Origin of the sequence: Thioalkalivibrio sp. ALE30 (genome assembly GCF_000377465.1) — a bacterium.
Lineage (GTDB): Bacteria > Pseudomonadota > Gammaproteobacteria > Ectothiorhodospirales > Ectothiorhodospiraceae > Thioalkalivibrio.
Genome location: NZ_KB898168.1, coordinates 392,690 through 413,573, shown reverse-complemented (window position 1 = coordinate 413,573; position 20,884 = coordinate 392,690). Strand labels below are relative to the sequence as shown.

General features: G+C 66.4%; 21 protein-coding genes. 6 read left to right on the top strand and 15 right to left on the bottom strand.

Annotated features, from left to right (window positions below):
* The 4 genes from nagZ to D107_RS0101840 all read left to right on the top strand — a co-directional run bounded on the left by nagZ (position 1) and on the right by D107_RS0101840 (position 2,981).
* Positions 1-1,044, top strand: a complete 1,044-nt coding sequence (nagZ, locus tag D107_RS0101855) for a beta-N-acetylhexosaminidase (protein ID WP_018880635.1) — start codon at positions 1-3, stop codon at positions 1,042-1,044.
* Positions 1,045-1,158: 114 nt separating this feature from the next.
* Positions 1,159-1,527 (top strand): DsrE family protein, encoded by a 369-nt coding sequence (locus D107_RS0101850; RefSeq protein ID WP_018866315.1) that lies wholly within the window; start codon positions 1,159-1,161, stop codon positions 1,525-1,527.
* 135 nt (positions 1,528-1,662) lie between these two features.
* Complete coding sequence (locus D107_RS0101845) at positions 1,663-2,229, top strand: hypoxanthine-guanine phosphoribosyltransferase (RefSeq protein ID WP_018877395.1); 567 nt, start codon at positions 1,663-1,665, stop codon at positions 2,227-2,229.
* Positions 2,229-2,981 carry an S-methyl-5'-thioinosine phosphorylase gene (locus tag D107_RS0101840; protein ID WP_018866317.1) on the top strand — a complete coding sequence of 251 codons (753 nt, stop codon included), beginning with the start codon at positions 2,229-2,231 and terminating at the stop codon, positions 2,979-2,981. The genes D107_RS0101845 and D107_RS0101840 overlap by 1 nt, the downstream gene beginning before the upstream one ends.
* Positions 2,982-3,232: 251 nt before the next feature.
* On the opposite strand, the gene D107_RS0101835 is transcribed toward D107_RS0101840, so the two are convergent.
* Positions 3,233-4,591, bottom strand: a complete 1,359-nt coding sequence (locus D107_RS0101835; protein WP_018877397.1) for an adenosylmethionine--8-amino-7-oxononanoate transaminase — start codon at positions 4,589-4,591, stop codon at positions 3,233-3,235.
* Between the two features lie 38 nt (positions 4,592-4,629).
* On the bottom strand, positions 4,630-6,000 hold the full coding sequence (locus D107_RS0101830) for a KamA family radical SAM protein (protein ID WP_018880634.1): 1,371 nt from the start codon (positions 5,998-6,000) through the stop codon (positions 4,630-4,632).
* A 289-nt stretch (positions 6,001-6,289) separates the two neighbouring features.
* Here D107_RS0101830 and D107_RS0101825 point away from each other — a divergent pair, with 289 nt between their 5' ends.
* Complete coding sequence (locus tag D107_RS0101825; RefSeq protein WP_018877399.1) at positions 6,290-7,423, top strand: aminotransferase class V-fold PLP-dependent enzyme; 1,134 nt, start codon at positions 6,290-6,292, stop codon at positions 7,421-7,423.
* A gap of 105 nt (positions 7,424-7,528) precedes the next feature.
* Here D107_RS0101825 and D107_RS0101820 read toward each other — a convergent pair whose 3' ends face one another.
* The 10 genes from D107_RS0101820 to fabD form a co-directional block, all read right to left on the bottom strand.
* Positions 7,529-7,867 (bottom strand): PilZ domain-containing protein, encoded by a 339-nt coding sequence (locus D107_RS0101820; protein WP_017941553.1) that lies wholly within the window; start codon positions 7,865-7,867, stop codon positions 7,529-7,531.
* Positions 7,868-7,968: 101 nt separating this feature from the next.
* Positions 7,969-8,958, bottom strand: coding sequence for a hypothetical protein (locus D107_RS0101815; protein ID WP_018880633.1), 990 nt, complete (start codon positions 8,956-8,958; stop codon positions 7,969-7,971).
* Between the two features lie 3 nt (positions 8,959-8,961).
* Positions 8,962-9,618 carry a dTMP kinase gene (gene tmk / locus D107_RS0101810; protein WP_018879112.1) on the bottom strand — a complete coding sequence of 219 codons (657 nt, stop codon included), beginning with the start codon at positions 9,616-9,618 and terminating at the stop codon, positions 8,962-8,964.
* Between the two features lie 15 nt (positions 9,619-9,633).
* On the bottom strand, positions 9,634-10,668 hold the full coding sequence (gene mltG, locus D107_RS0101805; protein ID WP_018877402.1) for an endolytic transglycosylase MltG: 1,035 nt from the start codon (positions 10,666-10,668) through the stop codon (positions 9,634-9,636).
* Positions 10,655-11,467 (bottom strand): aminodeoxychorismate lyase, encoded by an 813-nt coding sequence (pabC, locus tag D107_RS0101800; RefSeq protein ID WP_018877403.1) that lies wholly within the window; start codon positions 11,465-11,467, stop codon positions 10,655-10,657. The genes mltG and pabC overlap by 14 nt, the downstream gene beginning before the upstream one ends.
* Positions 11,464-12,813 (bottom strand): aminodeoxychorismate synthase component I, encoded by a 1,350-nt coding sequence (locus D107_RS0101795; RefSeq protein ID WP_018880632.1) that lies wholly within the window; start codon positions 12,811-12,813, stop codon positions 11,464-11,466. Before D107_RS0101795 ends, pabC begins: the two co-directional genes overlap by 4 nt.
* A 15-nt stretch (positions 12,814-12,828) precedes the next feature.
* Positions 12,829-14,049: a beta-ketoacyl-ACP synthase II gene (gene fabF, locus D107_RS0101790; protein WP_018866326.1), complete on the bottom strand. Its 1,221-nt coding sequence runs from the start codon at positions 14,047-14,049 to the stop codon at positions 12,829-12,831.
* Between the two features lie 129 nt (positions 14,050-14,178).
* Positions 14,179-14,418 (bottom strand): acyl carrier protein, encoded by a 240-nt coding sequence (acpP, locus tag D107_RS0101785; RefSeq protein ID WP_017941560.1) that lies wholly within the window; start codon positions 14,416-14,418, stop codon positions 14,179-14,181.
* Between the two features lie 128 nt (positions 14,419-14,546).
* A complete protein-coding gene (gene fabG / locus D107_RS0101780) occupies positions 14,547-15,284 on the bottom strand; it encodes a 3-oxoacyl-ACP reductase FabG (RefSeq protein WP_018866327.1) in 738 nt (245 codons plus the stop codon).
* 57 nt (positions 15,285-15,341) lie between these two features.
* Positions 15,342-16,292, bottom strand: a complete 951-nt coding sequence (gene fabD, locus D107_RS0101775; protein WP_081618670.1) for an ACP S-malonyltransferase — start codon at positions 16,290-16,292, stop codon at positions 15,342-15,344.
* Positions 16,293-16,502: 210 nt separating this feature from the next.
* Between fabD and infA the strand changes: the two genes are divergently transcribed.
* A complete protein-coding gene (gene infA / locus D107_RS0101770) occupies positions 16,503-16,721 on the top strand; it encodes a translation initiation factor IF-1 (RefSeq protein ID WP_012982660.1) in 219 nt (72 codons plus the stop codon).
* Positions 16,722-16,811: 90 nt separating this feature from the next.
* Here infA and clpA read toward each other — a convergent pair whose 3' ends face one another.
* From clpA to icd, 3 genes are all read right to left on the bottom strand, one after another.
* Positions 16,812-19,082: an ATP-dependent Clp protease ATP-binding subunit ClpA gene (gene clpA / locus D107_RS0101765; protein ID WP_018866329.1), complete on the bottom strand. Its 2,271-nt coding sequence runs from the start codon at positions 19,080-19,082 to the stop codon at positions 16,812-16,814.
* Positions 19,083-19,087: 5 nt separating this feature from the next.
* Positions 19,088-19,414 carry an ATP-dependent Clp protease adapter ClpS gene (clpS, locus tag D107_RS0101760; protein ID WP_018140091.1) on the bottom strand — a complete coding sequence of 109 codons (327 nt, stop codon included), beginning with the start codon at positions 19,412-19,414 and terminating at the stop codon, positions 19,088-19,090.
* A gap of 111 nt (positions 19,415-19,525) precedes the next feature.
* Positions 19,526-20,782: an NADP-dependent isocitrate dehydrogenase gene (gene icd / locus D107_RS0101755; protein ID WP_018880630.1), complete on the bottom strand. Its 1,257-nt coding sequence runs from the start codon at positions 20,780-20,782 to the stop codon at positions 19,526-19,528.
* Positions 20,783-20,884: the final 102 nt, after the last annotated feature.

Sequence of the window (20,884 nt, the reverse complement as noted above, 5' to 3'; positions counted from 1 at the left end):
ATGTCCCAGAACGACCCCTTGCCCCTGGGTCCGGTGATGCTCGACGTCACCGGAATCGAACTCACCCCGGAAGATCGCGAACGCCTGCGACATCCCGCCACCGGCGGGGTGATCCTGTTTGCCCGCAATGCCGGCACGCCGGCGCAGATCCAGGCGCTGGTCGCCGCGATCCGCGCCGAGCGCCCCGGCATCCTGATCGCCGTGGATCAGGAAGGCGGGCGCGTGCAGCGCCTGCGCGAGGGTTTCACTGCGATCCCGCCCATGCGCCAGCTGGGCCACGTCTACGACTACGACCGCAACAAGGCCTGTGAACTGGCGCATGCGACCGGCGAGCTGCTCGCGCGGGAACTGCGCGCACTGGATATCGATTTCAGTTTCACGCCCGTCCTCGACCGCGATCTGGAGATCAGTGACGTCATCGGCGACCGGGCGTTTCATTACGACCCGGACGTGATCGCACGCCTCGCCGGCGAACTGATCCGGGGCCTGGCTGCCGCCGGCATGGCCGCGGTCGGCAAGCACTTCCCGGGGCACGGTGCCGTGAAGGCGGATTCCCATGTCGCGCTGCCGGTGGATGACCGCCCCCTGTCCGAAATCGAGAATCAGGATCTCGAGGCCTTTCGGCCCGTGCTTGGAGATCTCGAGGGGATCATGCCGGCGCACGTCCTGTACCCTCAGGTCGACGGCTATCCCGCCGGATTCTCGCGTGTCTGGCTGCAGGACATCCTCCGCCGCGAACTGCGCTATCGCGGCGCCATCCTCAGCGATGACCTGGCGATGGCCGGCGCCGAGGGGATCGGCGACCCCGCGGAACGGGCGGCCGCCGCACGCGCCGCCGGCTGCGACATGGTGCTGATCTGCAACGAGCCGAAACAGGCCGACCGGATCCTGGAGGCCCAGGTGGATCAGCCCCTGTCCGCCGAGTCGGCGCGCCGCCTGGAACGCCTGCGCGCACGGCCCGTCGATGCCGATCCAAACCGCCTCCCGGCGCTTCGCGCGCAGCTCGATCGCTGGCTCCGCGCAAGCCAGCTCGCCACCGCCTGAACCGTGCCGGGCGGCGCATTGGCGCCCGCGCGTCGAGGCGCCTATAATGCGCCACCGGTCTGCGATTGAGCAGCTAGTAATATTCACACTCACCACTGAAGTTGGAGATCCAAAATGGCCGACAAGCTCCTGATCGTCATGGTCAACACCGACCCGAGCAACGCTTCCGAACTGGGTGCCCCGTTCTTCCAGGCCACTGTCGCCGCCGCGATGGAATACGACGTTGAAGTCGTGATGACCGGTCGTGCCGGCGAACTCGCCAAGAAGGGCGTGGCCGAAAACCTGTTCGTGCAGGAAGGCTCCAGCAAGAGCGTCTACGACTTCATGAAGGATGCCCACGAGGCCGGCGTCGTGATGAAGGTCTGCACCCCAACCCTGGATCTGTGGGGCAACGACCTGATCCCGGAAATCGAGGAAACCGTGGGCGGCGCCTACGTGATCTCCGAAGCGATGGACGACGACACGGTGACCTTCACCTACTAAGGTCCTCGACCTTCGTCTGCCAGCCGGCCGGCCCTTGTGCCGGCCGGTTGCGTTTCCGGGGTCCGGAATTTGCGAGCTTGCCTCGCTCCGGATGCTCGGACATGATTTCCCGCACCGACACCCCCAGGACATGCCATGAGCCCGGAACAGGCGCGAGCCACGCTGCGTGATGCCGACTGTCTCTTCAGCCGTGACGCCGTCGAGACCGCGATCGACCGTCTGGCCGAACGCACGGCGGTCGCGCTGAAGGACCGCAATCCGCTGGTGATGGGCGTGATGAACGGGGGTGTGGTGCTGATGGGCGGGCTGCTGACGCGCTGGTCGTTCCCGATGCAGGTCGACTACCTGCATGCCACGCGGTATCGTGGCGGCACCCGCGGCGGCGACCAGCTGCACTGGCTTGCGCGTCCCCAGGCGGCCCTGCAGGACCGTACCGTCGTGATCGTCGACGACATCCTCGACGGCGGCATTACGTTGGAAGGCATCAAGACCTTCTGCGAAGAGCAGGGCGCTCGGCAGGTCATCTCCATCGTCCTGGTCGACAAGCACAACCCCGACCGGGATCCGGCGATCACCGTCGACTACGCGGCCCTGGAGGCGCCCAACCGCTACCTGTTCGGGTACGGTATGGACTACCAGGACTACCTGCGCAACGCGCCCGGCATCTTCGCCGTGGCCGACCACCAGGGAAGCACTGATTAATGTCCGCACCCCGCATCGCCGTCATCGGCGGCACCGGTCTCACCCGACTGAAAGACCTGCAGATCACCCGACGCCAGGTGATGCACACGCCCTATGGGGAGCCCTCCGGCCCGCTGGTTTTTGGCCGGCTGAATGACATCGAGATCGTGTTCCTGCCGCGCCACGGGGCGCGCCACACCATCCCGCCACACCAGGTGAACTACCGGGCCAATATCTGGGCACTGCACAACGCCGGTATCGACAACGTGGTCGCCGTCGCCGCGGTCGGCGGGATCACCGAGGAGATGAAGCCGGGGGTGGTCGCTATCCCGGACCAGATCATCGACTACACCTGGTCACGCGCGAACACGTTTTTCGAAGGCGGCGACCTGGAAGAGGTCACGCATATCGACATGACCTGGCCGTACAACGAGGCGGTTCGCCAGACCCTGATCCGGGCGATCGACGAGCTCGGGATCGAGGCGGTGGAGCACGGGACCTACGGCGCGACTCAGGGGCCACGCCTCGAGACGGCCGCGGAGATCGACCGACTGGAACGCGACGGCTGCGACCTGGTCGGCATGACCGGCATGCCCGAGGCGGCCCTGGCGCGCGAAGTGGGCCTCAACTATGCCTGCTGCGCTGTGATCGCCAACTGGGCCGCCGGCCGGGCCGAGGGCGAGATCACCATGGACGACATCGCGGCCAATCTGGATGTGGGCATGACGCGGGTCAAACAGATCCTGACCCACGTGATCAGCAGTCTTTCCTGAGAACCGCCGGAGCCCGGCCAAGGCCGGATTCGGGCATGGACACGCAAGAGAGGGGCAAGACCGGGGGAGATACCGGCGACTGACCTAAAACCCGCCAACCGTCGCTCACCTCGGATTTAACATAATATGTATTATGCGTCGTTTCCGTTGGAGCAGCGGCGTGCCGGAATGGTCTCGACGCCTGGGTATCCCGCGTCGCGGCATGCGAATCGCCCGACACCCAAAACCGCGGACCCGATGCAGCGCTCCGTTCAGGCGCTCACCGCCTTTTCGATGCCCTCGGTCATCACCTCGACCAGAAAGTCGACCTGATCCTCGGTGATCACGTACGGCGGCATCAGATAGCTCACGTTCCCCAGCGGTCGCAGCAAGGCGCCCCGGGTCAGGCCATGGCGATAGATGTGCAGGCCGCGGCGCTCCTGCCATGGGTATGGCGTCCGCTGTTGCTTGTCCTGCGCCAGTTCCACCGCCGCAATCATGCCGTGCTGGCGGACATCGGCGACGTGTGGATGATCTTTCAAGGGTTCAAGCCGTTTCTGGATATGGGATGCAAGCTCCCGGTTTCTCTCGAGAACGGGATCCGATTGAAAGATATCCAGGGTGGCCAGTGCCGCCCTGCACGCCAGCGGATTCCCGGTGTAGGAATGGGAGTGCAGGAACATGTTGAGCTTTTCGTAATCGTCGTAGAACGCCTGGTAGATCGAGTCCGTGGTGAGCACCGCGGCCATGGGCAGATAACCAGCGGTCAGCCCCTTCGACAGGCACAGGAAATCGGGCGTGATCGGCCCCTGTTCGCAGGCGAACAGCGTGCCGGTGCGCCCGAAGCCCACGGCGATCTCGTCGGCGATCAGGTGCACGCCGTGACGGTCACAGGCCTCGCGCAGTAGCCGCAGGTATTCCGGGTCGTACATGCGCATGTGGCCCGCGCACTGGACCAGGGGTTCGACGATGACCGCGGCGACCTCATCGGCATGCGCCGCAAGCGCCTGTTCCATGTGCACGAACTGGCGGCGCGCCACGTCGGCGCAGGTTTCGCCGTCCTCGCGGTCGAAACAGTCCGGGGCCGGCACCGTGATCACATCCAGCATCAGGGGTTCGTAAGTGGCGCTGTAGAGCGGCACATCGCTCACCGAAAGCGCGCCCAGAGTCTCGCCGTGGTAGCTGTTCGACAGCCGAATGAAGCGGGTCTTTTGCGGGCGATCGACGTTGCGCCAGTAGTGAAAACTCATCTTCAGGGCGACTTCCACCCCGGCACTGCCGTTGTCCGCCAGGAACACCCGCTCCAGCCCGTCGGGGGTGATGTCGATCAGGCGTTCGCACAGCTCCACGACCGGTTCGTGGGTGCAGCCCGCGAGGATCACATGCTCCAGCCGGTCCAGCTGATCCTTGACCGCATCGCCGATACGCGGATTGGCGTGGCCAAAGAGGTTGACCCACCAGGAGCTGATCGCGTCCAGGTAGCGGTTGCCGTCGAAATCGTAGAGCCAGACACCCTCCCCGCGCTGGATCGGGAGCAGCGGGAGGGTGCCCTCCTCGCCGTAATCCTTCATCTGGGTGCAGGGATGCCAGAGGGCGCGCAGGTCGCGTTGCTTCAGGGTGTTGTTGTCCATGGAGCGTATTGTGCCAAAGCCGCTCGCATAGAAGGCGGTTACTGACCGGATTCGGCCTTCATCGCGGCCCGTTCGTCCTCGAAGAAGAAGCGCTCCTCGCCAAAGGCCGGCTCCAGCTGATCCAGCCAGGTGGCCTGGTCGTCATAACGCGCGAAGAAGGGCCGCTGTACCCAGTCGGGATTGCGCGCCTGAATAAAGCGCAGCACGAATACCTTCTCGCCCTGGATCTCCGCCACACCCTGGATCTCGACCTTGCCGGGTTCCGCGCTCATCGAGGGGCCCCGGGCGGTGCGACCCAGTCCGGAAACCTGCTGCATGGCCTCGCGATAGATCTCCCAGGCCCGGGCCAGTGGCACCTCGAAATAGCGGCGGGCGCCGGTGTCGCGCTCAACGAACATGTAGTACGGGATGATCCCCAGGCGGACCTGTTCGCGCCACAGATCCGCCCATGCGGATGCATCATCGTTGATGTGCCGCAGCAACGGGCCCTGGGCACGGATCTCGGCACCGGTATCCCGGACGCGGCGGATCGCCTCGCGCGCGATCGGGGTACGCAGCTCGTGGGGATGGTTGTAATGCGCCATCAGCGCCACGTGCTTCCCCGCCTCCGCGAGTCGCTCCAGGAGATGCAGGAGCTCGTCCGCGTCACTGTCCGTGACGAAGCGATAGGGCCAGAACGTTAGGGCCTTGGTGCCGATGCGAATGGTCTGGACATGGGCCAGATCCGACTCCAGCAATCCTTCCAGGTAGGCCTTCAGGTGCTTGGTTTTCATCACCAGCGGGTCGCCGCCCGTCATCAGCAGGTCGCTGATCTCCGTGTGGCTGCGCAGGTAGTCGTGCAGCAATCCGGCATCGGTACTGGCGATCCGCAGTTCCTTGTCTCCGACAAACTGGGCCCAGCGAAAGCAGAAGGTACAATAGCTGTGGCAGGTCTGCCCCTGTCCGGGGAAGAACAGGACCGTCTCGCGGTACTTGTGCTGCAGCCCGTTGATCACTTCGCCCGCCTCCTCGCTTGGGCGATTGAGCTCCATCTGCCCGGCGGGATGCGGGTTCAACGCCTGGCGCAACTCGCGTGCCAGCGCCTGGATCTCGTCACGCCCCGCCCCCCTTCGGTGCAGCTGTGCCATGCGCTCGAAGGCCTCGGGAGCGAGCATGTCCCGTTGCGGAAAGGTCAGCTGGAACATGGGATCGTCGGGGACGCGGTCCCAGTCGATCAGCTCCTCGATCACGTACTCGTTGACCCGGAACGGCAGCACGCTGGCGACCACGCGCATTTCGAACCGCATGGCCTCCGGCAGCGCCGCGACCGCCGGAATACGGTCAAGCGAACGGTCATTGAAGACCCGGAATTCGCGCGGCTCGACCGCCCCGAGCTCGGGGTCCTGATAGAACTGGACAACGGAATTCATCCGTCCCTCCTGTACTGGCAAGGTGCAAAACGGCGCAGCGCCTGCGGGAGGCCGGAAGGCGCGGTGGACGAGGCCATGCGGCCGCTGCGAGGGCCCGTTCACCAAACCCGATGACATGGATTGAGGCGCAGACCCGGGGTATTCAGGGAGCCCGCAAATTAACAACTTGCCCGGGGAATCACAACAAGCGCCTGACACGCGGCACCGGTCACGGCGGCTCTGGCGCGCGCTCGGTGTTCTACGGGCCGCCCGACTGGGTTACCCTTCGGGCCCGGCCCAGGAGGATCGCATGCACCCGGAATTTCCGCAGGAAGGGATTATCCATCTCAACCATGCCGCCGTCGGCCCATGGCCGCGACGCACCGAGGAGGCGGTCTGCCAGTTCGCCCATACGAACGTCGTCCATGGTTCGCGCGACTACCTCCAGTGGCTGCGGCATGTCGATGCAACCCGGGCGCTCGCCCGCACGCTGATCGGCGCCCCGTCGGCCGAGGATATCGCCTTCGTCAAGAACACCTCGGAGGCGCTGTCGATGGTGGCCTTCGGCCTCGACTGGTGCCCGGGCGACAACGTCGTGTTCCCGGCCCACGAGTTTCCGTCCAACCGCGTGGTCTGGCTGGCCGCGGCCGAGCGCTTCGGCATCGAGGCCCGCGAGGTGCCGGTTGGTCCGGAGCCGGAACGCGATCTTCTGGCCGCCTGCGACGGGCATACGCGCCTGGTCGCCACCAGCGCGGTACGCTACGACTCCGGGATGCGCATCGACATCCAGGCGCTGGGCGCTGAACTGCGCGCGCGCAGCATCCTGTTCTGCGTCGACGCGATCCAGCACCTGGGCGCCCTGCCCTTTGATGCGCCCGGTTGTCATGCCGATTTCGTGATGGCGGATGCGCACAAGTGGATGCTGGCGCCGGAGGGGATCGGGGTGTTCTACGTGAACCCGGAGGCGCGCGAGCAGCTGACGCTGCAGGAATACGGCTGGAACATGCTGGCGCATGCCGGTGACTTCTCCAACCCCGGCATCGAACCAGCCACCAGCGCCCGGCGGTTTGAGCCGGGCAGCCCGAATATGCTGGGGATTCACGCCCTGCACGCCAGCCTGTCGCTGCTGCTGGAGACCGGGCTCGAGACCATCGACCACGAAATCCGCGAGCACTGGCTGCACCTGGAGGACGGGTTGCGCAGCCAGGGATGCCGCATCCTGACACCGCGCGGCCGGCGCGCCGGCATCCTCACCTTCCGGCCACCGGTGGACGATCTGGATGCGCTGTATGCCCGGCTTCAGGGGTACGGGGTGCTGTGTGCCCTGCGCGGCGGCGGGATCCGCTTTGCACCCCACTTCTATCTGACGCGGGAGCAGATCGACCGCGCGCTGGAGTGCCTGGCCGAGGCCATCCGCGAGAACGCGGCTGCAGGCGTACGCTGAGGGTGGCGGATGCGGGTCGACAAGGGGACCCGGACGCGGCGAACTGCGGCGGGTGACGGGCTCGAACGGCAAGCCCGCCCGAACACCCTGGCCTTTGCCCGGCGGCTAGAACGTGTGGGTCTTGCGGTCCGAGTTCAGCATACCGCCCAGGTGCTCCTCGATGCGGCGATGAGTCACGCCCTTGTCGGACTTGTTGAACTGCACGCCGATGCCGCGCAGGCGGTTGCCCTGCGCCCGTGGCGGGGTGATCCAGACTACCGTGCAGGGCGTCGGCAGGCGGTCCGAATCCTCCAGCAGTGACAGCAGCAGGAAGACTTGATCCCCGAGCTTGTAGGCCTTGTCGGTCGGGATGAACAGCCCGCCATTGGTCACGAACGGCATGTACGCCGCATACAGCGCGGGTTTTTCCTTGATTGCCAAGGTGAGCATGCCCTGCCCGGCCATAGACCCTCCCGTGTGACCTGATTACGTGCTGGGCCAAGGAGTATCGCCCATCGATGCGATCGCGCGCCACCCCGTAGCCGCTCGCGGCGTGAGTTATGCAGCTACTTCGCCTGGAAATTCAGGGCGATATCCTCCATGCGCAGCTGCGGGTTCAGCTGACGGCTCGCCTGGCGTTGCCAGACCAGCGCCCGCGCGGACAGCTCGGCCAGGCGTCGCGCGCCGGCACGCCGGGCAAAGCCCTCCAGAAGATCGCGCGGGAATTGCCGGCCAAAGGCATCCGGCTCGCCGTTGACCGCCAGACGCTGGGCCGACACCAGCAGGGCCTGGATCCGCGGAATCAGGGATTCCGGCAGGCTGCGCTGCAGGGTAGCCGCCATTGCGTGCACGCTGGCGCCACGCAACAACGCGGTCAGGGCCTCGCGGTCCTGTTCCCAGCGACCCATGCGTTCGGGGTCGGTCAGGATCTCGCGGGCGGCCAGCGGTCGCCCGAGGCTGGCTGCATAGGCCTCGTCCACCGCTGCCGGATTATCCGAGAACCCGCGCAGCCAGGCCGTCGCGTCCGCCGGGGCCGGATTGGCGATCTCGATGGTCTGACAGCGGCTGCGGATCGTCGCCGGCAGACGCGCGGGCTGCGCCGCCTCGAGGATCAGCATCGCCCCGGTCGGCGGTTCTTCCAGGGTCTTGAGCAAGGCATTTGCGGCATTCGCGTTCAGGGCGTCGGCCGGGCGGATGATCACGGAGCGCAGATCCCCCGACCCGGACAGCGACAGGAAGTCGATCGCCTCGCGGGCCGCGGCGATCAGGATCTCCTTCCCGGCCTCCTCCGGTTCCAGGGCCATCACCTCCGGGTGCACACCGGTACTGAAGCTGCGGCAGGCGTTACACTCGCCGCAGGCCGCTTCCTCGCCGCTGGCGCGCTGGCACAACAGTGCCTGAATCAGCGCGGTGGTCAGCAGGGCCTTGCCCACCCCGGTCGCGCCGTGGATCAGCAGACCGGTGGGCAGGCGCCCGTCACGTCCGCGCCGGACCAGCCCGCTCCACGGCGCCTGCAGCCAGGGCGGCAGCGCCTCCCGGGTATCGGTTCCGTCCATCCTTCAGCCGCCCCCCAGCGCGTGCAGCGGCAGGCGCTCCCGCACGCCCGCGAGGATCCGCTCGGCCACAGTGTCCGGATCCGCCGCTCCATCCACCACCAGGTACCGGTCGGGGGCCTTTGCCGCGCGCTGGCGATACGCCTCGCGCGCGCGCTCGAAGAAGTCCAGCGCCTCTCGCTCGATCCGGTCACGGCGCCCCCGCTGCACCGCCCGTTCCAGTCCGGTCTCGGGGGCAATATCCAGCAGGATCACCAGATCCGGCCGCAGCTCGCCCTGCAACCAGTCCTCCAGACGGGCCACTCGGTGGTCGCCCAGGCCCCTCCCCGCGCCCTGATAAGCGAAGGAGGCGTCGGTAAAGCGGTCGCTGAGCACCCAGTCGCCCGCGTCCAGGGCTGGCCGGATGATCTCGGCCAGGTGCTGGGCCCGTGCCGCGAACATCAGCAACAATTCCGCCTCCGGGCACATCCCGGGCAGATCCGGATCCAGCAGCAACCCGCGCAGGCGCTCGCCCAGCGCGGTTCCGCCCGGCTCGCGCGTGACGCGCAGGCTGTGGCCGGCGGCGCGCAATCGAGCCTCCAGCCGCTCGATCTGGGTGGTCTTGCCCGAGCCCTCGATACCCTCAAGCACCAGAAAACGACCAGGATGGGGTGAGCGATCCATGCGCAGGGGCTCCCGTTAGCGGTTGCGGATGCCGTAGCGGCTGCCGTCCCCGCCCAGCTGGTAGCGGATCACGGCCTCGCGGTGTTCGCGATAGGTCTGGGAGAAATGATGGCTGCCATCGCCGCGCGAAACAAAGAACAGGTCGTCGGTATCCGCCGGCCGCGCGGCGGCCTCCAGGGCGGCCCGCCCCGGCAGCGCGATCGGCGTCGGGGGCAACCCCGCGCGCGTGTAGGTGTTGTAGGGGTGGTCACGATCCAGCTCGGCCCGCGTCAGCCGCTGCACGCCCGGTTCCTGCACGTACAGCAGGGTCGGGTCGGTCTGCAGTCGCATGCCGCGCTTCAGCCGATTCACGAATACGCCCGCTACCCGGTCCCGCTCGTCCCCACGCCCGGTCTCGCGCTCGATGATCGAGGCCAGGATCAGCAGCTCATAGGGGGAATCCACCGGGTGGTCCTCGATACGGCCTTCCCAGGCCCGCTCCAGGTGCAGGCGCATGGCCTGATGGGCGCGCTCCAGCACCGTCAGGGCCTCGGTGCCGGAGCCGAAGAAATAGGTATCCGGAAGAAACCAGCCTTCCGGATGATCCAGGTCCGACAAGCCCAGGGTCTCGAGGAGGTTGTGAACCCCGACCGACTCCGGCGGACCGACCAGCTCCGGATGTTCGCGCAGCGCGCTCAGTGCCTGGCGGATGGTCCAGCCCTCGGGAAAGGTCAGGCGATGCTGGATGACCTCGCCCCGGGCCATCGCGTGCAGCAGATCGCGCGGCGTCATCCCCGGGGTCACTGCGTACTCGCCGGCCTGTAGCCGCGGCGCAAGCCCCTGGCGCCGCCCGTAGACCTCCGCCACCCAGGCGGACTCGATCCAGCCGCGCTCAGCAAACGAACGGCTGACCGAGCGCAGCCCCTGACCCGATTCAAGCTGGTAGCGTTCCGAGGCGTCCAGCGCCAGGGGCGTGTCCAGTTGTGCCCGGTAGTGTTCGCCCAACCACCAGGCGGTGCCCAGGGCAAGCGCGACCACCAGAGCCAGGACGGCGAGACTAATGCGCTTCATGCAACGCGATTCCCATGCGGTAGAGCGGATCATCCTGCCACGCGCGCCCCGGATTGTCCGCTTCAGCCAGCACCGCCGGGGTCATCCCGAGACGTGCATTCGTTATGTAGATACCGTCGGCCTGCCTGATCCGTTCGGTCTCCGGATATTCCTCGACCACGGAGAATCCAAACCCTGCCGCATGATCGAGGATCCAGGCCCGCCGGGTCCCGGCAATCCCGGCCTGGTCGAGCGGGGGCGTCAGCAGCTGCTGCCCCTCGCGCACCCAGAGATTGCCCTGGGTGGCGCTGATCACCCGCCCCAGTGCATCGCAAACGATCGCTTCCTCCCAGCCAGTTTCCCAGTGGCTGCGTACCATCACCTGTTCCAGGCGGCTGGTGTGCTTGAGCCCCGCGAGCGCCGGGTTCACCCCAACGGGGACGGCCGACCAGCCCAGAACCAGGGGGCTCCGGTCGCCGGGTGGCGTGGCGTCCAGCGCGGGCCCGGCACTGACGATCCGCGTGGGTGCCGGATGGGCGGGTGGCGCGTACCCTCGGGGCCCTCCGCCACGCGTAATCGTCACCCGCACCAGGCATTCGGGCCCGTGCGCCACCCGTGCCACTTCCTCGAGAATCTGCCCTTCCTCGGGCTCCGGGAAGCCCAGCTGGCGCAGGCCCCGCCACAGCCGATCCCGGTGGTACGCCCACAATTGCGGCTGGCTCGAACGCACGCGCAGGGTCTCGAACAGCCCATCCCCGAGCAGCAGCCCGCGATCACCCACCGAGACGTTCTCGTCCGGTTCCCCGTTCACCAGGATCACGAAAGCGCCTCGTTGTGCACGCCCAGCGCCTCCAGAAGACCCCGTGCCTTGTGCCGGGTCTCCTCCAGCTCGCGCTCCGGGTCCGAGTCAGCCACGATGCCGGCACCGGCGCGGAAGCGCAGCTCGTTCCCGTGCGCAACGAGCGTACGGATCAGGATATTGGTATCCATGCGCCCATGCCGGCTCACGTAGCCACAGGCGCCGGTATAGGCGCCACGCGGCGCGTACTGCTCCAGTTCCTGGATGATCTGCATGCTGCGAATCTTCGGGCACCCGGTGATGGTGCCGCCGGGGAAGACCGCCCGCAGGACATCGGCGGCCGTGGTCCCGGGGCGCAGGCGCCCGACGATGCTCGAGACAATGTGGTGCACCCGGCGATAGCTCTCGATGGTCATCAGCTCCGCAACCCGCACGCTGCCAATGTCGGCCACCCGCCCGACATCGTTGCGTTCCAGGTCCACCAGCATCACATGTTCGGCCCGCTCTTTAAGATTGAAGTTCAACTCACTGAAAAGACGCCGATCCTTATCGGCGTCCGCATCGCGTCTGCGGGTTCCCGCGATCGGCCGGGTCTCGATTTCGCCCCGCTCTACCGACACCAGGCGTTCCGGCGAGGAGCTGATCACGTGGGCCCCCGGCAACTGCAGCCAGGCGGCGAACGGGGCCGCATTCGCCTGACGCAGGCGCATATACAGCACCGCCGGATCCAGCGGTGCAGCCGCCTTGGCCTGCCATTCCCGCGACAGATTGACCTGGAAGGTATCGCCGGCTCGAATGTACTCGAGGCCGCGAAGTACCGCCTCGCGGTATTGGGCCGGATCCTCCTCCTGCAAGGAAAGATCGGGCAAGGGGCTGCACGCCGCGTCCGCATCCTCCTGTACTGCCTCCAGGTCCCGCTCGACCTGCGCCCGGCGCTCGGCATCGTCCGTTTCGTCCACGAACCATGTACGGCCCGCGTGGTGATCATGGATCAGGGCCGCGGGAAAATAGGTCAGCAGCGCGTCCGGCAGCCAGGGATCCGACCGGCATTCACCCAGCGCCGGCTCCAGGCCCCAGGACAGCTCGTATCCCGCGTAGAGGAACCACCCTCCGAGGAACGGGAGATGGGCATGGGGCGTGTCGTCCGGGGCCAGCTCCGGTACCCCGGACAGGTCCTGGTCCAGCGCCTGCAGGATATCCTCGCCCGCCGCGGTCGAAAGGGTTCGACCGGGAAAGGCAAACAGGATGGAGAAGCGTGCCGGGGCCTGCCCGATGAGGGCCGACTCCAGCAGGTGCGGGTAGCGTTCGGGGAATCGCCGCGCCAGGGCCGCGAAATCGACCCCGGCGGCCAGTGGATGGACCGCCATGGCGGCGCCGCAGCGTCAGATGCTGCGGAACACCAGCGTGCCGTTGGTGCCGCCGAACCCGAAGGAGTTGGACAGGCCGACCTTGGTGTTCATCTCGCGCGCTTCGTTGGCCACATAGTCCAGATCGCAGCCTTCGCTCGGGTTTTCCAGGTTGATGGTCGGCGGCGACACCTGATCGCGCAGGGCCAGCGCCGTGAAAACGCCCTCGATCCCGCCGGCGGCCCCCAGCAGGTGGCCGGTCATCGACTTGGTGGAGTTCACCAGAAGCTTGTAGGCATGGTCGCCGAAGGCCTTCTTCAGCCCCTGGGTCTCCGCCAGGTCGCCCGCCGGCGTCGAGGTCCCGTGCGCGTTGATATACCCGACCTCTTCCGGATTCACGCCGGCATCCTTCAGCGCCCGGTGCATGCACTTGGCGGCGCCGGAGCCATCCTGGATGGGCTGCGTCATGTGGTGGGCATCAGCGTTCCAGGCGAACCCCGCGACCTCGCAGTAGATGTTCGCCCCGCGAGCCTTCGCATGCTCGTACTCTTCCAGCATCATCACGCCAGCACCATCGCTGAGCACGAAGCCGTCACGATCCTGGTCCCAGGGGCGGGACGCGCGTTCCGGATCGTCGTTGCGGGTGGACAGCGCGCGAGCCGCGGCAAAGCCGCCGATGCCCAGCGGCGTGGTCGCCATCTCGGCCCCGCCGGCCACCATCGCATCGGCGTCGCCGTAGGCGATCATGCGCGCCGCGTCGCCGATGTTGTGGGTGCCGGTGGCACAGGCCGAGACGATGGAGATGTTCGGGCCCTGCAGGTTGCGCATGATGGACAGATTGCCAGCCACCATGTTGATGATCGCACTGGGCACGAAGAATGGCGAGATCTTGCGCGCCCCGCCCTTCAGGTATGCCCCGTAGGAACGTTCGATATACGGCAGACCGCCGATGCCGGAGCCGATCGCGACCCCGATGCGTTCGGCGTTCTCCTCGGTCACCTCCAGTCCGGAGTCGTCCAGGGCCTGAAGCCCCGCGGCCAGCCCGTAGAGGACGAAGGTGTCCATCTTTTTCTGATCTTTCGTCGGGACGTAATCATTGGCCTCGAAATCCCGAACGGCGCCGGAGATCTTCACCGGCATGTCCGAGGCATCGAAGACATCGATGGGGGAAATGCCGCTCTTGCCGGCCTTGATGTTGCTCCAGGCCTTGTCGATAGTGGATCCGACCGGGGAAACAATCCCCAGCCCGGTAATCACGACACGTCGCTTAGCCAATGATGTTCTCCTCGAAAGACTGAAATACGCGTTCAGCGAAACGACGAAGGGCCGCCCTGCGCGCAGGAAGGCCCGTTCGCGTCGTCCTGACCGGCGCCCGGAGGCGTCGGATCAGTCCTTCATGTGCTCGTTGATATAGTCGATCGCCTGCTGCACGGTGGTGATCTTTTCCGCCTGCTCGTCGGGGATCTCGGTCTCGAATTCTTCTTCGAGCGCCATCACCAGTTCCACCGTGTCCAGCGAGTCCGCACCCAGGTCGTCAACGAAAGCGGCGGCGTTGGTCACGTCCTCTTCCTTGACTCCCAGTTGCTCGACAACGATCTTCTTGACGCGTTCTTCAATGCTACTCATGGTTCAGAAATCCCCTTCGGTGTGAGGCGGCTTCGTTGAAAGGTCCGCCATTCTAGAGAAAAGCCCCGCCGCGATCTAGCGATCCGTGCAGCGAGCCATGCGGGCGGCACGCGGCCTGCCCGCCGTGATCAATGCATGAACATCCCGCCGTTCACGTGCAGGGTCTCGCCGGTGATGTAACCGGCCTCCTCGGACGCGAGGAAACCCACCGCCGCGGCGATCTCCTCCGGCGCGCCGAGGCGCCCCAGCGGGATCTGGCCCAGCAGGGCCGCTTTCGTGTCATCGCCCAGCTCGCGGGTCATGTCGGTATCGATGAACCCGGGGGCGACCGTGTTCACCGTGATACTGCGGCTGCCGACCTCGCGCGCCAGCGACCGGGCAAACCCGGCCAGGCCCGCCTTGGCCGCCGCATAGTTGGTCTGTCCCGCGTTGCCGGTGGAGCCGACCACCGACCCGATCAGGATGATACGGCCGCGGCGCAGCTTCATCATGCCCTTCAGCAGGCGCTGGGTCAGGCGCACGGCGGCGGAAAGGTTGGTGTCGATGATCGCATCCCACTCCTCGTCCTTCATGCGCATGAAAAGGTTGTCGCGGGTAATGCCGGCGTTGTTCACCAGCACCTCGATCGGGCCTTCCTGCGCCTGGATCGCCTGCAGGCCGGCGGCGACGGAATCGGCGTCGGTGACGTCCATGGCGATGCCGCGGCCGCCCCATTCCTTCAGGGCCTCGGTGATCCGCTCGGCGCCGGCGTCACTGGTGGCGGTGCCTACCACCTGCAGGCCCTGCTCGGCCAGACGCCGGGCGATGGCGGCGCCAATGCCGCGGCTGGCGCCGGTTACCAGGGCTACACGTTTGCTGTCAGACATGGTTGTGCCTTTGCTTCATGTGAGAGGGAGTCGCGAACCGCGGCGGCGCGAGCGCGCTCAGGATGCGTCCGACCCCAGGCGTTCCAGGGTGGCGTTCAGCGTGTCGCGATCGGCGACATCGAACAATTCCAGATCGCGGTCGATGCGCTTGGCCAGTCCGGTCAGCACGCGCCCGGGCCCGCACTCGACCTGCACCGCCACGCCCTGCTCGCGCAGACCGCGAATGGTCTCGACCCAGCGCACGGGCCGGTACAGCTGCGCGGCCAGGTTGTCCTTGATGGTCTCCGCCGAATCCGCCGGCGCGGCCGTCACATTCTGCCAGACCGGGATGCTCGGCGAGCTGAAGCGGGTGCTGTCCAGCGCGGCCTGCAGGCGCTCGGCCGCCGGCTGCATCAGGGCGCAGTGCGAGGGAACCGAGACCGGAAGCTTCAGGGCGCGCTTGGCGCCGGCGTCCTTCGCCGCCCCCACCGCACGGTCCACCGCCGCGGCATTACCCGCGATGACCACCTGGCCCGGGGCGTTCAGATTGACCGCCTCCAGCACCTCGCCACCCGCATGCTCGCTGCAAAGGGCCTGCACCGCGGCATCGTCGAGCCCGAGGATCGCGGCCATCGCGCCCTCGCCTTCCGGGACCGCCGCCTGCATCGCCCGGGCGCGTTCCGCGACCAGCCGTACCGCATCGGGGAAGCGCAGCACGCCCGCGGCCACCAGGGCGCTGTACTCGCCGAGACTGTGACCGGCAACCGCCTGCGGGCGCGCGGTGGTCTGCTCGCTCAGCAGTCGCCAGGCGGCAACCCCCGCGGCCAGCATCACCGGCTGGGTCCATTCGGTCTGGTTCAGCTGCTCGACCGGGCCGTGCTGGCACAGGCTCCAGAGATCGGCGTCGAGGCAGTCCGACGCCTCCTGAAAGGTGTCACGGACAATGGCATGGTCGTCGCCCAGATCGGCCAGCATGCCGGTGGACTGGGACCCCTGGCCGGGAAAAACGGCTGCCCAAGAAGTTGTCATTCGCAATGGTCTCGCGCGTGAAAGCGCGCGTAGTGTAGGCGGTCAGGGAAATCGCGGCAAACGCGGCGGCCGGCTCGTTCCACACGCGCGCCGCGGCCCTCGCCCCGTCGATCCACGCCGTGGACCGGCCCTGCGAGGCGCGCCATGACTTGTGTTCCGCTGGTGCATCCGGATAATGTCGCCACCTTGATTCAATACGAGAGGAACTGTATGGCGAAGGAAGACGAAATCGAGCTGGAGGGTACCGTCGTCGAGACGCTCCCGAACACCACCTTCCGGGTGGAGCTCGAAAATGGGCACACGATCACGGCGCACATCTCCGGCAAGATGCGCAAGCATTACATCCGGATCCTGCGCGGCGACAAGGTGATCGTGCAGATGACGCCCTATGACCTGACCAAGGGTCGCATCGTCTACCGCAACAAGTAAGTTCGCCTCTCCAACGAAGAAGCCCCGGCAGGACCGGGGCTTCTTCATTTGCGGGCCCTTGCGCGGGCCCGGTTCTGCCAGCACGCCGCATCAGGACGACACGGCCGTCTCCTGGATATCCAGCTCCAGCCCGGACTCGCCCAGTCGGACCACCACCTCGCCGCCGTGCGCCAGACGGCCGAACAGCAGCTCGTCGGCCAGCGGCTTCTTGATGTGTTCCTGCAGGGTGCGGGCCATCGGTCGCGCACCCATCTTGACGTCGTAGCCATGCTCGGCCAGCCAGGCCCGGGCGTCCGGCTCCACCGTCAGGTGGACCTTCTTCTCGTCGAGCTGGGCCTGCAGCTGAGTCAGGAACTTGTCGACCACATTGAGGATGGTCGCCTCGTCCAGCGGCCCGAACTGGATGGTCGCATCCAGCCGATTGCGGAACTCCGGCGTAAAGGTGCGCTTGATCGCCTCCATCGCATCGCTGGAGTGGTCCTGCTGGGTAAAGCCCACCGACGGGCGGCTGGCCTGCTCGGCACCGGCGTTGGTGGTCATCACCAGGATCACATTGCGGAAGTCCACCTCGCGTCCGTTGGCATCCGTCAGCGTGCCGTGGTCCATGACCTGCAGCAGCACATTGAAGACGTCCGGGTGCGCCTTCTCGATCTCGTCCAGCAGCAGCACGGAATGCGGATGCTTCAGGATGGCGTCAGTGAGCAGCCCGCCCTCGTCATACCCCACATAGCCGGGCGGTGCCCCGATCAGGCGGGAGACCGTGTGGCGCTCCATATACTCGGACATGTCGAACCGCGCCAGGTGGATGCCCATCTGCTGCGCCAGCTGACGGGTGACCTCGGTCTTGCCGACCCCCGTCGGCCCGGCAAACAGGAACGAGCCGATCGGCTTGTCCATGTCGCCCAGACCGGAGCGTGCCATCTTGATGGCTGTCGCCAGGGTGCCGATCGCCTCGTCCTGGCCAAACACGGTCATCTTCAGGTTGCGATCGAGGTTGCGCAGGGTCTCCTTGTCGGAGCTGGAGACCGACTTCGGCGGGATGCGCGCGATCTTCGCCACGATACTCTCGATATCCTGCACCCCGATGGTCTTCTTGCGCTGGCTGGCCGGCTGCAGCTGGCGGCTGGCCCCGGCCTCGTCGATCAGGTCGATCGCCTTGTCCGGCAGGAAGCGGTCGGTGATGTAACGGTCGGCCAGCTCCGCCGCCGCCCGCAGCGCCGGCTTGGTGAACCGTACGTTGTGGTGCAGCTCGAAACGGGACTTCAGGCCGCGCAGGATCTGCTCGGTCTCGTCGACCGTCGGCTCGGGCACCTCGATCTTCTGGAAACGCCGCGCCAGGGCGCGATCCTTCTCGAAGATGCCACGGTATTCCTGGTAGGTCGTGGAACCGATGCACTTCAGCTCGCCCGAGGCGAGCATCGGCTTGATCAGGTTGGAGGCGTCCATCACCCCGCCGGAGGCCGCACCGGCCCCAATGATGGTGTGGATCTCGTCGATGAACAGCACCGCACCCGGCTCCTTCTTGAGCTGGGCCAGAACGCCCTTCAGGCGCTTCTCGAAGTCGCCGCGGTATTTGGTCCCGGCGACCAACGCCCCCAGGTCCAGGGCATAGACGGTCGCGGATTCGATCGCCTCGGGCACCTGCTCGTCGACGATGCGCCGCGCCAGACCCTCGGCAATGGCGGTCTTGCCGACCCCGGCCTCACCGACCAGCAGCGGGTTGTTCTTCCGCCGGCGGCAGAGGATCTGGATGGTGCGTTCGATCTCGTGATCGCGCCCGATCAGCGGGTCGATCTCGTCCTTGCGCGCCTTGTCGTTGAGGTTGGTGGCGTAGAGCTGCAGCGCGTTGGTCTTTTCCTCGCGCTCGCCCTCCACCGGTTCGGCCTGGGACTCGTTCGGGTTCGGCTGCGCCCCGAGTTCGTCCTCACCTACCTTGGAGATCCCGTGCGAGATGAAGTTGACGACATCCAGGCGCGAGATGTTCTGCTGCCCCAGCACGTACAGCGCCTGGCTGTCCTGTTCGCCGAACAGGGCCACCAGAACGTTGGCCCCGGAGACCTCCTTGCGTCCGCTGGACTGCACATGGAACACGGCCCGCTGCAGCACCCGCTGGAAGCCCAGCGTCGGCTGCGTCTCGCGCGAATCGTTCGGCGGGATGCGCGGCGTGTTCTCGTCGATATAGGCCTCCAGCTCGTCGCGGATGCGATCGAGATCGCCCCCGCAGGCCCGCAGCACCGTGGCCGCGCTGGGATTCTGCGCCAGCGCCATCAGCAGATGCTCAACGGTCACGAACTCGTGACGTTTTTCGCGGGCCTCCTTGAAGACCATGTTCAGGCTGAATTCGAGTTCCTTGTCGAGCATGGGAGTCAGGCCTCCTCCATCGAGCAAAGCAGTGGGTGCTGATGGCTGCGGGCGTAGTCGTTCACCTGCGCCACCTTGGTCTCGGCCACATCCCGGGTAAAGATGCCGCATACTCCCTTGCCGCGCGTGTGCACGTGCAGCATCACCCGGGTGGCCTTTTCGCGATCCATGCTGAAGAAGGTCTCCAGTACCTCGATCACGAACTCCATGGGCGTGAAATCGTCGTTGAGCAGGACCACCTTGTACTGTCGCGGTGGCTTGAGCTCCGGCCTCGATTCTTCGACCGTTACCGAGTCGTCTCGATCGGGGTTTTGGGGCTTGTCATCACTCATCGGTCGAACTCGCGCCTTCAGCGGTTACTCGTTTGGGTCGTCTCCATCCTCGAATGGTTCCGGGCCGAGGCCAAGTGCCCTTACGGACACTCCGACCACCGACCCGTCCCGTCACATGTGCTTGATCATCGCCTCGCCAAAGGCCGAGCAGGCAATCGGCTCGACGTTATCCATCAGCCGCGCGAAGTCGTAGGTCACCTCGCCGGCGCTGATCGCGCCGCCCATGCCCTTGACCACCAGGTCCGCCGCCTCGGGCCAGCCCAGATGCCGCAGCATCATCTCGGCAGACAGGATCAGCGAGCCGGGGTTCACCTTGTCCTGGCCGGCATACTTCGGCGCCGTGCCGTGGGTGGCCTCGAACATCGCGGTGGTGTCGGACAGGTTCGCACCCGGAGCGATGCCGATGCCACCCACCTGGGCGGCCAGCGCATCCGAGATGTAGTCGCCGTTCAGGTTCAGCGTGGCGATCACCGAGTAGTCCTCCGGGCGCAGCAGGATCTGCTGCAGGAAGGCATCCGCGATCACGTCCTTGATCACGATGTCGCGGCCGGTCTTCGGGTTCTTGAAGGTCTGCCACGGGCCGCCGTCCAGGTCCTTCGCACCGAACTCCTCGCGGGCCAGCTCGTAGCCCCAGGCCTTGAAGGAGCCCTCGGTGAATTTCATGATGTTGCCCTTGTGCACCAGCGTCACCGACGGGCGGTCGTTGTCGATCGCGTACTCGATCGCCTTGCGCACCAGGCGCTTGGTGCCCTCGCTGGAGACCGGCTTCACGCCGATGCCGGCGGTATCCGGGAAGCGGATCTGGGTCACGCCCATCTCGTTTTGCAGGAAGTCGATGACCTTCTTCGCCTCCGGCGTGCCGGACTCGAATTCGATGCCGGCGTAGATGTCCTCCGAGTTCTCCCGGAAGATCACCATATCGGTCTTCTCCGGCGCCTTCAGCGGGCTCGGGGTGCCGTCGTAGTAGCGCACCGGGCGCAGGCAGACAAACAGATCCAGCTTCTGGCGCAGCGCCACGTTCAGGGAGCGGAAGCCGCCACCGACCGGCGTGGTCAGCGGGCCCTTGATGGACACGCGGTAATCCTTCACCGCCTCCAGGGTCTCGTCGGGAAGGCCCGAGTCATCGTCGTAGACCCTGGTCGCCTTCTCGCCGGCATAGACCTCCATCCACTCGATCGCCTTCTTCCCGCCGTAGGCCTTCTCCACGGCCGCATCGGTCACCCGGCGCATCACCGGGGTGATATCGACCCCGATGCCGTCACCCTCGATATAGGGGATCACCGGATGATCCGGCACCTGCAGCTTCCCCTGCTCGTCGACGGTGATGCGTTCGCCCTTCTCCGGGACCTGAATGTGCTGATAGGCCATGCCAACTCCTTGTACGGAAATCGAGATCAATGGATCGGTCAATCGGGTATGCCTCGATTATACATGCCCAACCGCCATCTCCGGGGGCCCGGAGCGAGTGAA

Coding starts and splice junctions, on each gene's coding strand:
- nagZ (WP_018880635.1), top strand. CDS start 1: ATGTCCCAGAACGACCCCTTGCCCCTGGGTCCGGTGATGCTCGACGTC.
- D107_RS0101850 (WP_018866315.1), top strand. CDS start 1,159: ATGGCCGACAAGCTCCTGATCGTCATGGTCAACACCGACCCGAGCAAC.
- D107_RS0101845 (WP_018877395.1), top strand. CDS start 1,663: ATGAGCCCGGAACAGGCGCGAGCCACGCTGCGTGATGCCGACTGTCTC.
- D107_RS0101840 (WP_018866317.1), top strand. CDS start 2,229: ATGTCCGCACCCCGCATCGCCGTCATCGGCGGCACCGGTCTCACCCGA.
- D107_RS0101835 (WP_018877397.1), bottom strand. CDS start 4,591: ATGGACAACAACACCCTGAAGCAACGCGACCTGCGCGCCCTCTGGCAT.
- D107_RS0101830 (WP_018880634.1), bottom strand. CDS start 6,000: ATGAATTCCGTTGTCCAGTTCTATCAGGACCCCGAGCTCGGGGCGGTC.
- D107_RS0101825 (WP_018877399.1), top strand. CDS start 6,290: ATGCACCCGGAATTTCCGCAGGAAGGGATTATCCATCTCAACCATGCC.
- D107_RS0101820 (WP_017941553.1), bottom strand. CDS start 7,867: ATGGCCGGGCAGGGCATGCTCACCTTGGCAATCAAGGAAAAACCCGCG.
- D107_RS0101815 (WP_018880633.1), bottom strand. CDS start 8,958: ATGGACGGAACCGATACCCGGGAGGCGCTGCCGCCCTGGCTGCAGGCG.
- tmk (WP_018879112.1), bottom strand. CDS start 9,618: ATGGATCGCTCACCCCATCCTGGTCGTTTTCTGGTGCTTGAGGGTATC.
- mltG (WP_018877402.1), bottom strand. CDS start 10,668: ATGAAGCGCATTAGTCTCGCCGTCCTGGCTCTGGTGGTCGCGCTTGCC.
- D107_RS0101795 (WP_018880632.1), bottom strand. CDS start 12,813: ATGGCGGTCCATCCACTGGCCGCCGGGGTCGATTTCGCGGCCCTGGCG.
- acpP (WP_017941560.1), bottom strand. CDS start 14,418: ATGAGTAGCATTGAAGAACGCGTCAAGAAGATCGTTGTCGAGCAACTG.
- fabG (WP_018866327.1), bottom strand. CDS start 15,284: ATGTCTGACAGCAAACGTGTAGCCCTGGTAACCGGCGCCAGCCGCGGC.
- fabD (WP_081618670.1), bottom strand. CDS start 16,292: ATGACAACTTCTTGGGCAGCCGTTTTTCCCGGCCAGGGGTCCCAGTCC.
- infA (WP_012982660.1), top strand. CDS start 16,503: ATGGCGAAGGAAGACGAAATCGAGCTGGAGGGTACCGTCGTCGAGACG.
- clpA (WP_018866329.1), bottom strand. CDS start 19,082: ATGCTCGACAAGGAACTCGAATTCAGCCTGAACATGGTCTTCAAGGAG.
- clpS (WP_018140091.1), bottom strand. CDS start 19,414: ATGAGTGATGACAAGCCCCAAAACCCCGATCGAGACGACTCGGTAACG.
- icd (WP_018880630.1), bottom strand. CDS start 20,782: ATGGCCTATCAGCACATTCAGGTCCCGGAGAAGGGCGAACGCATCACC.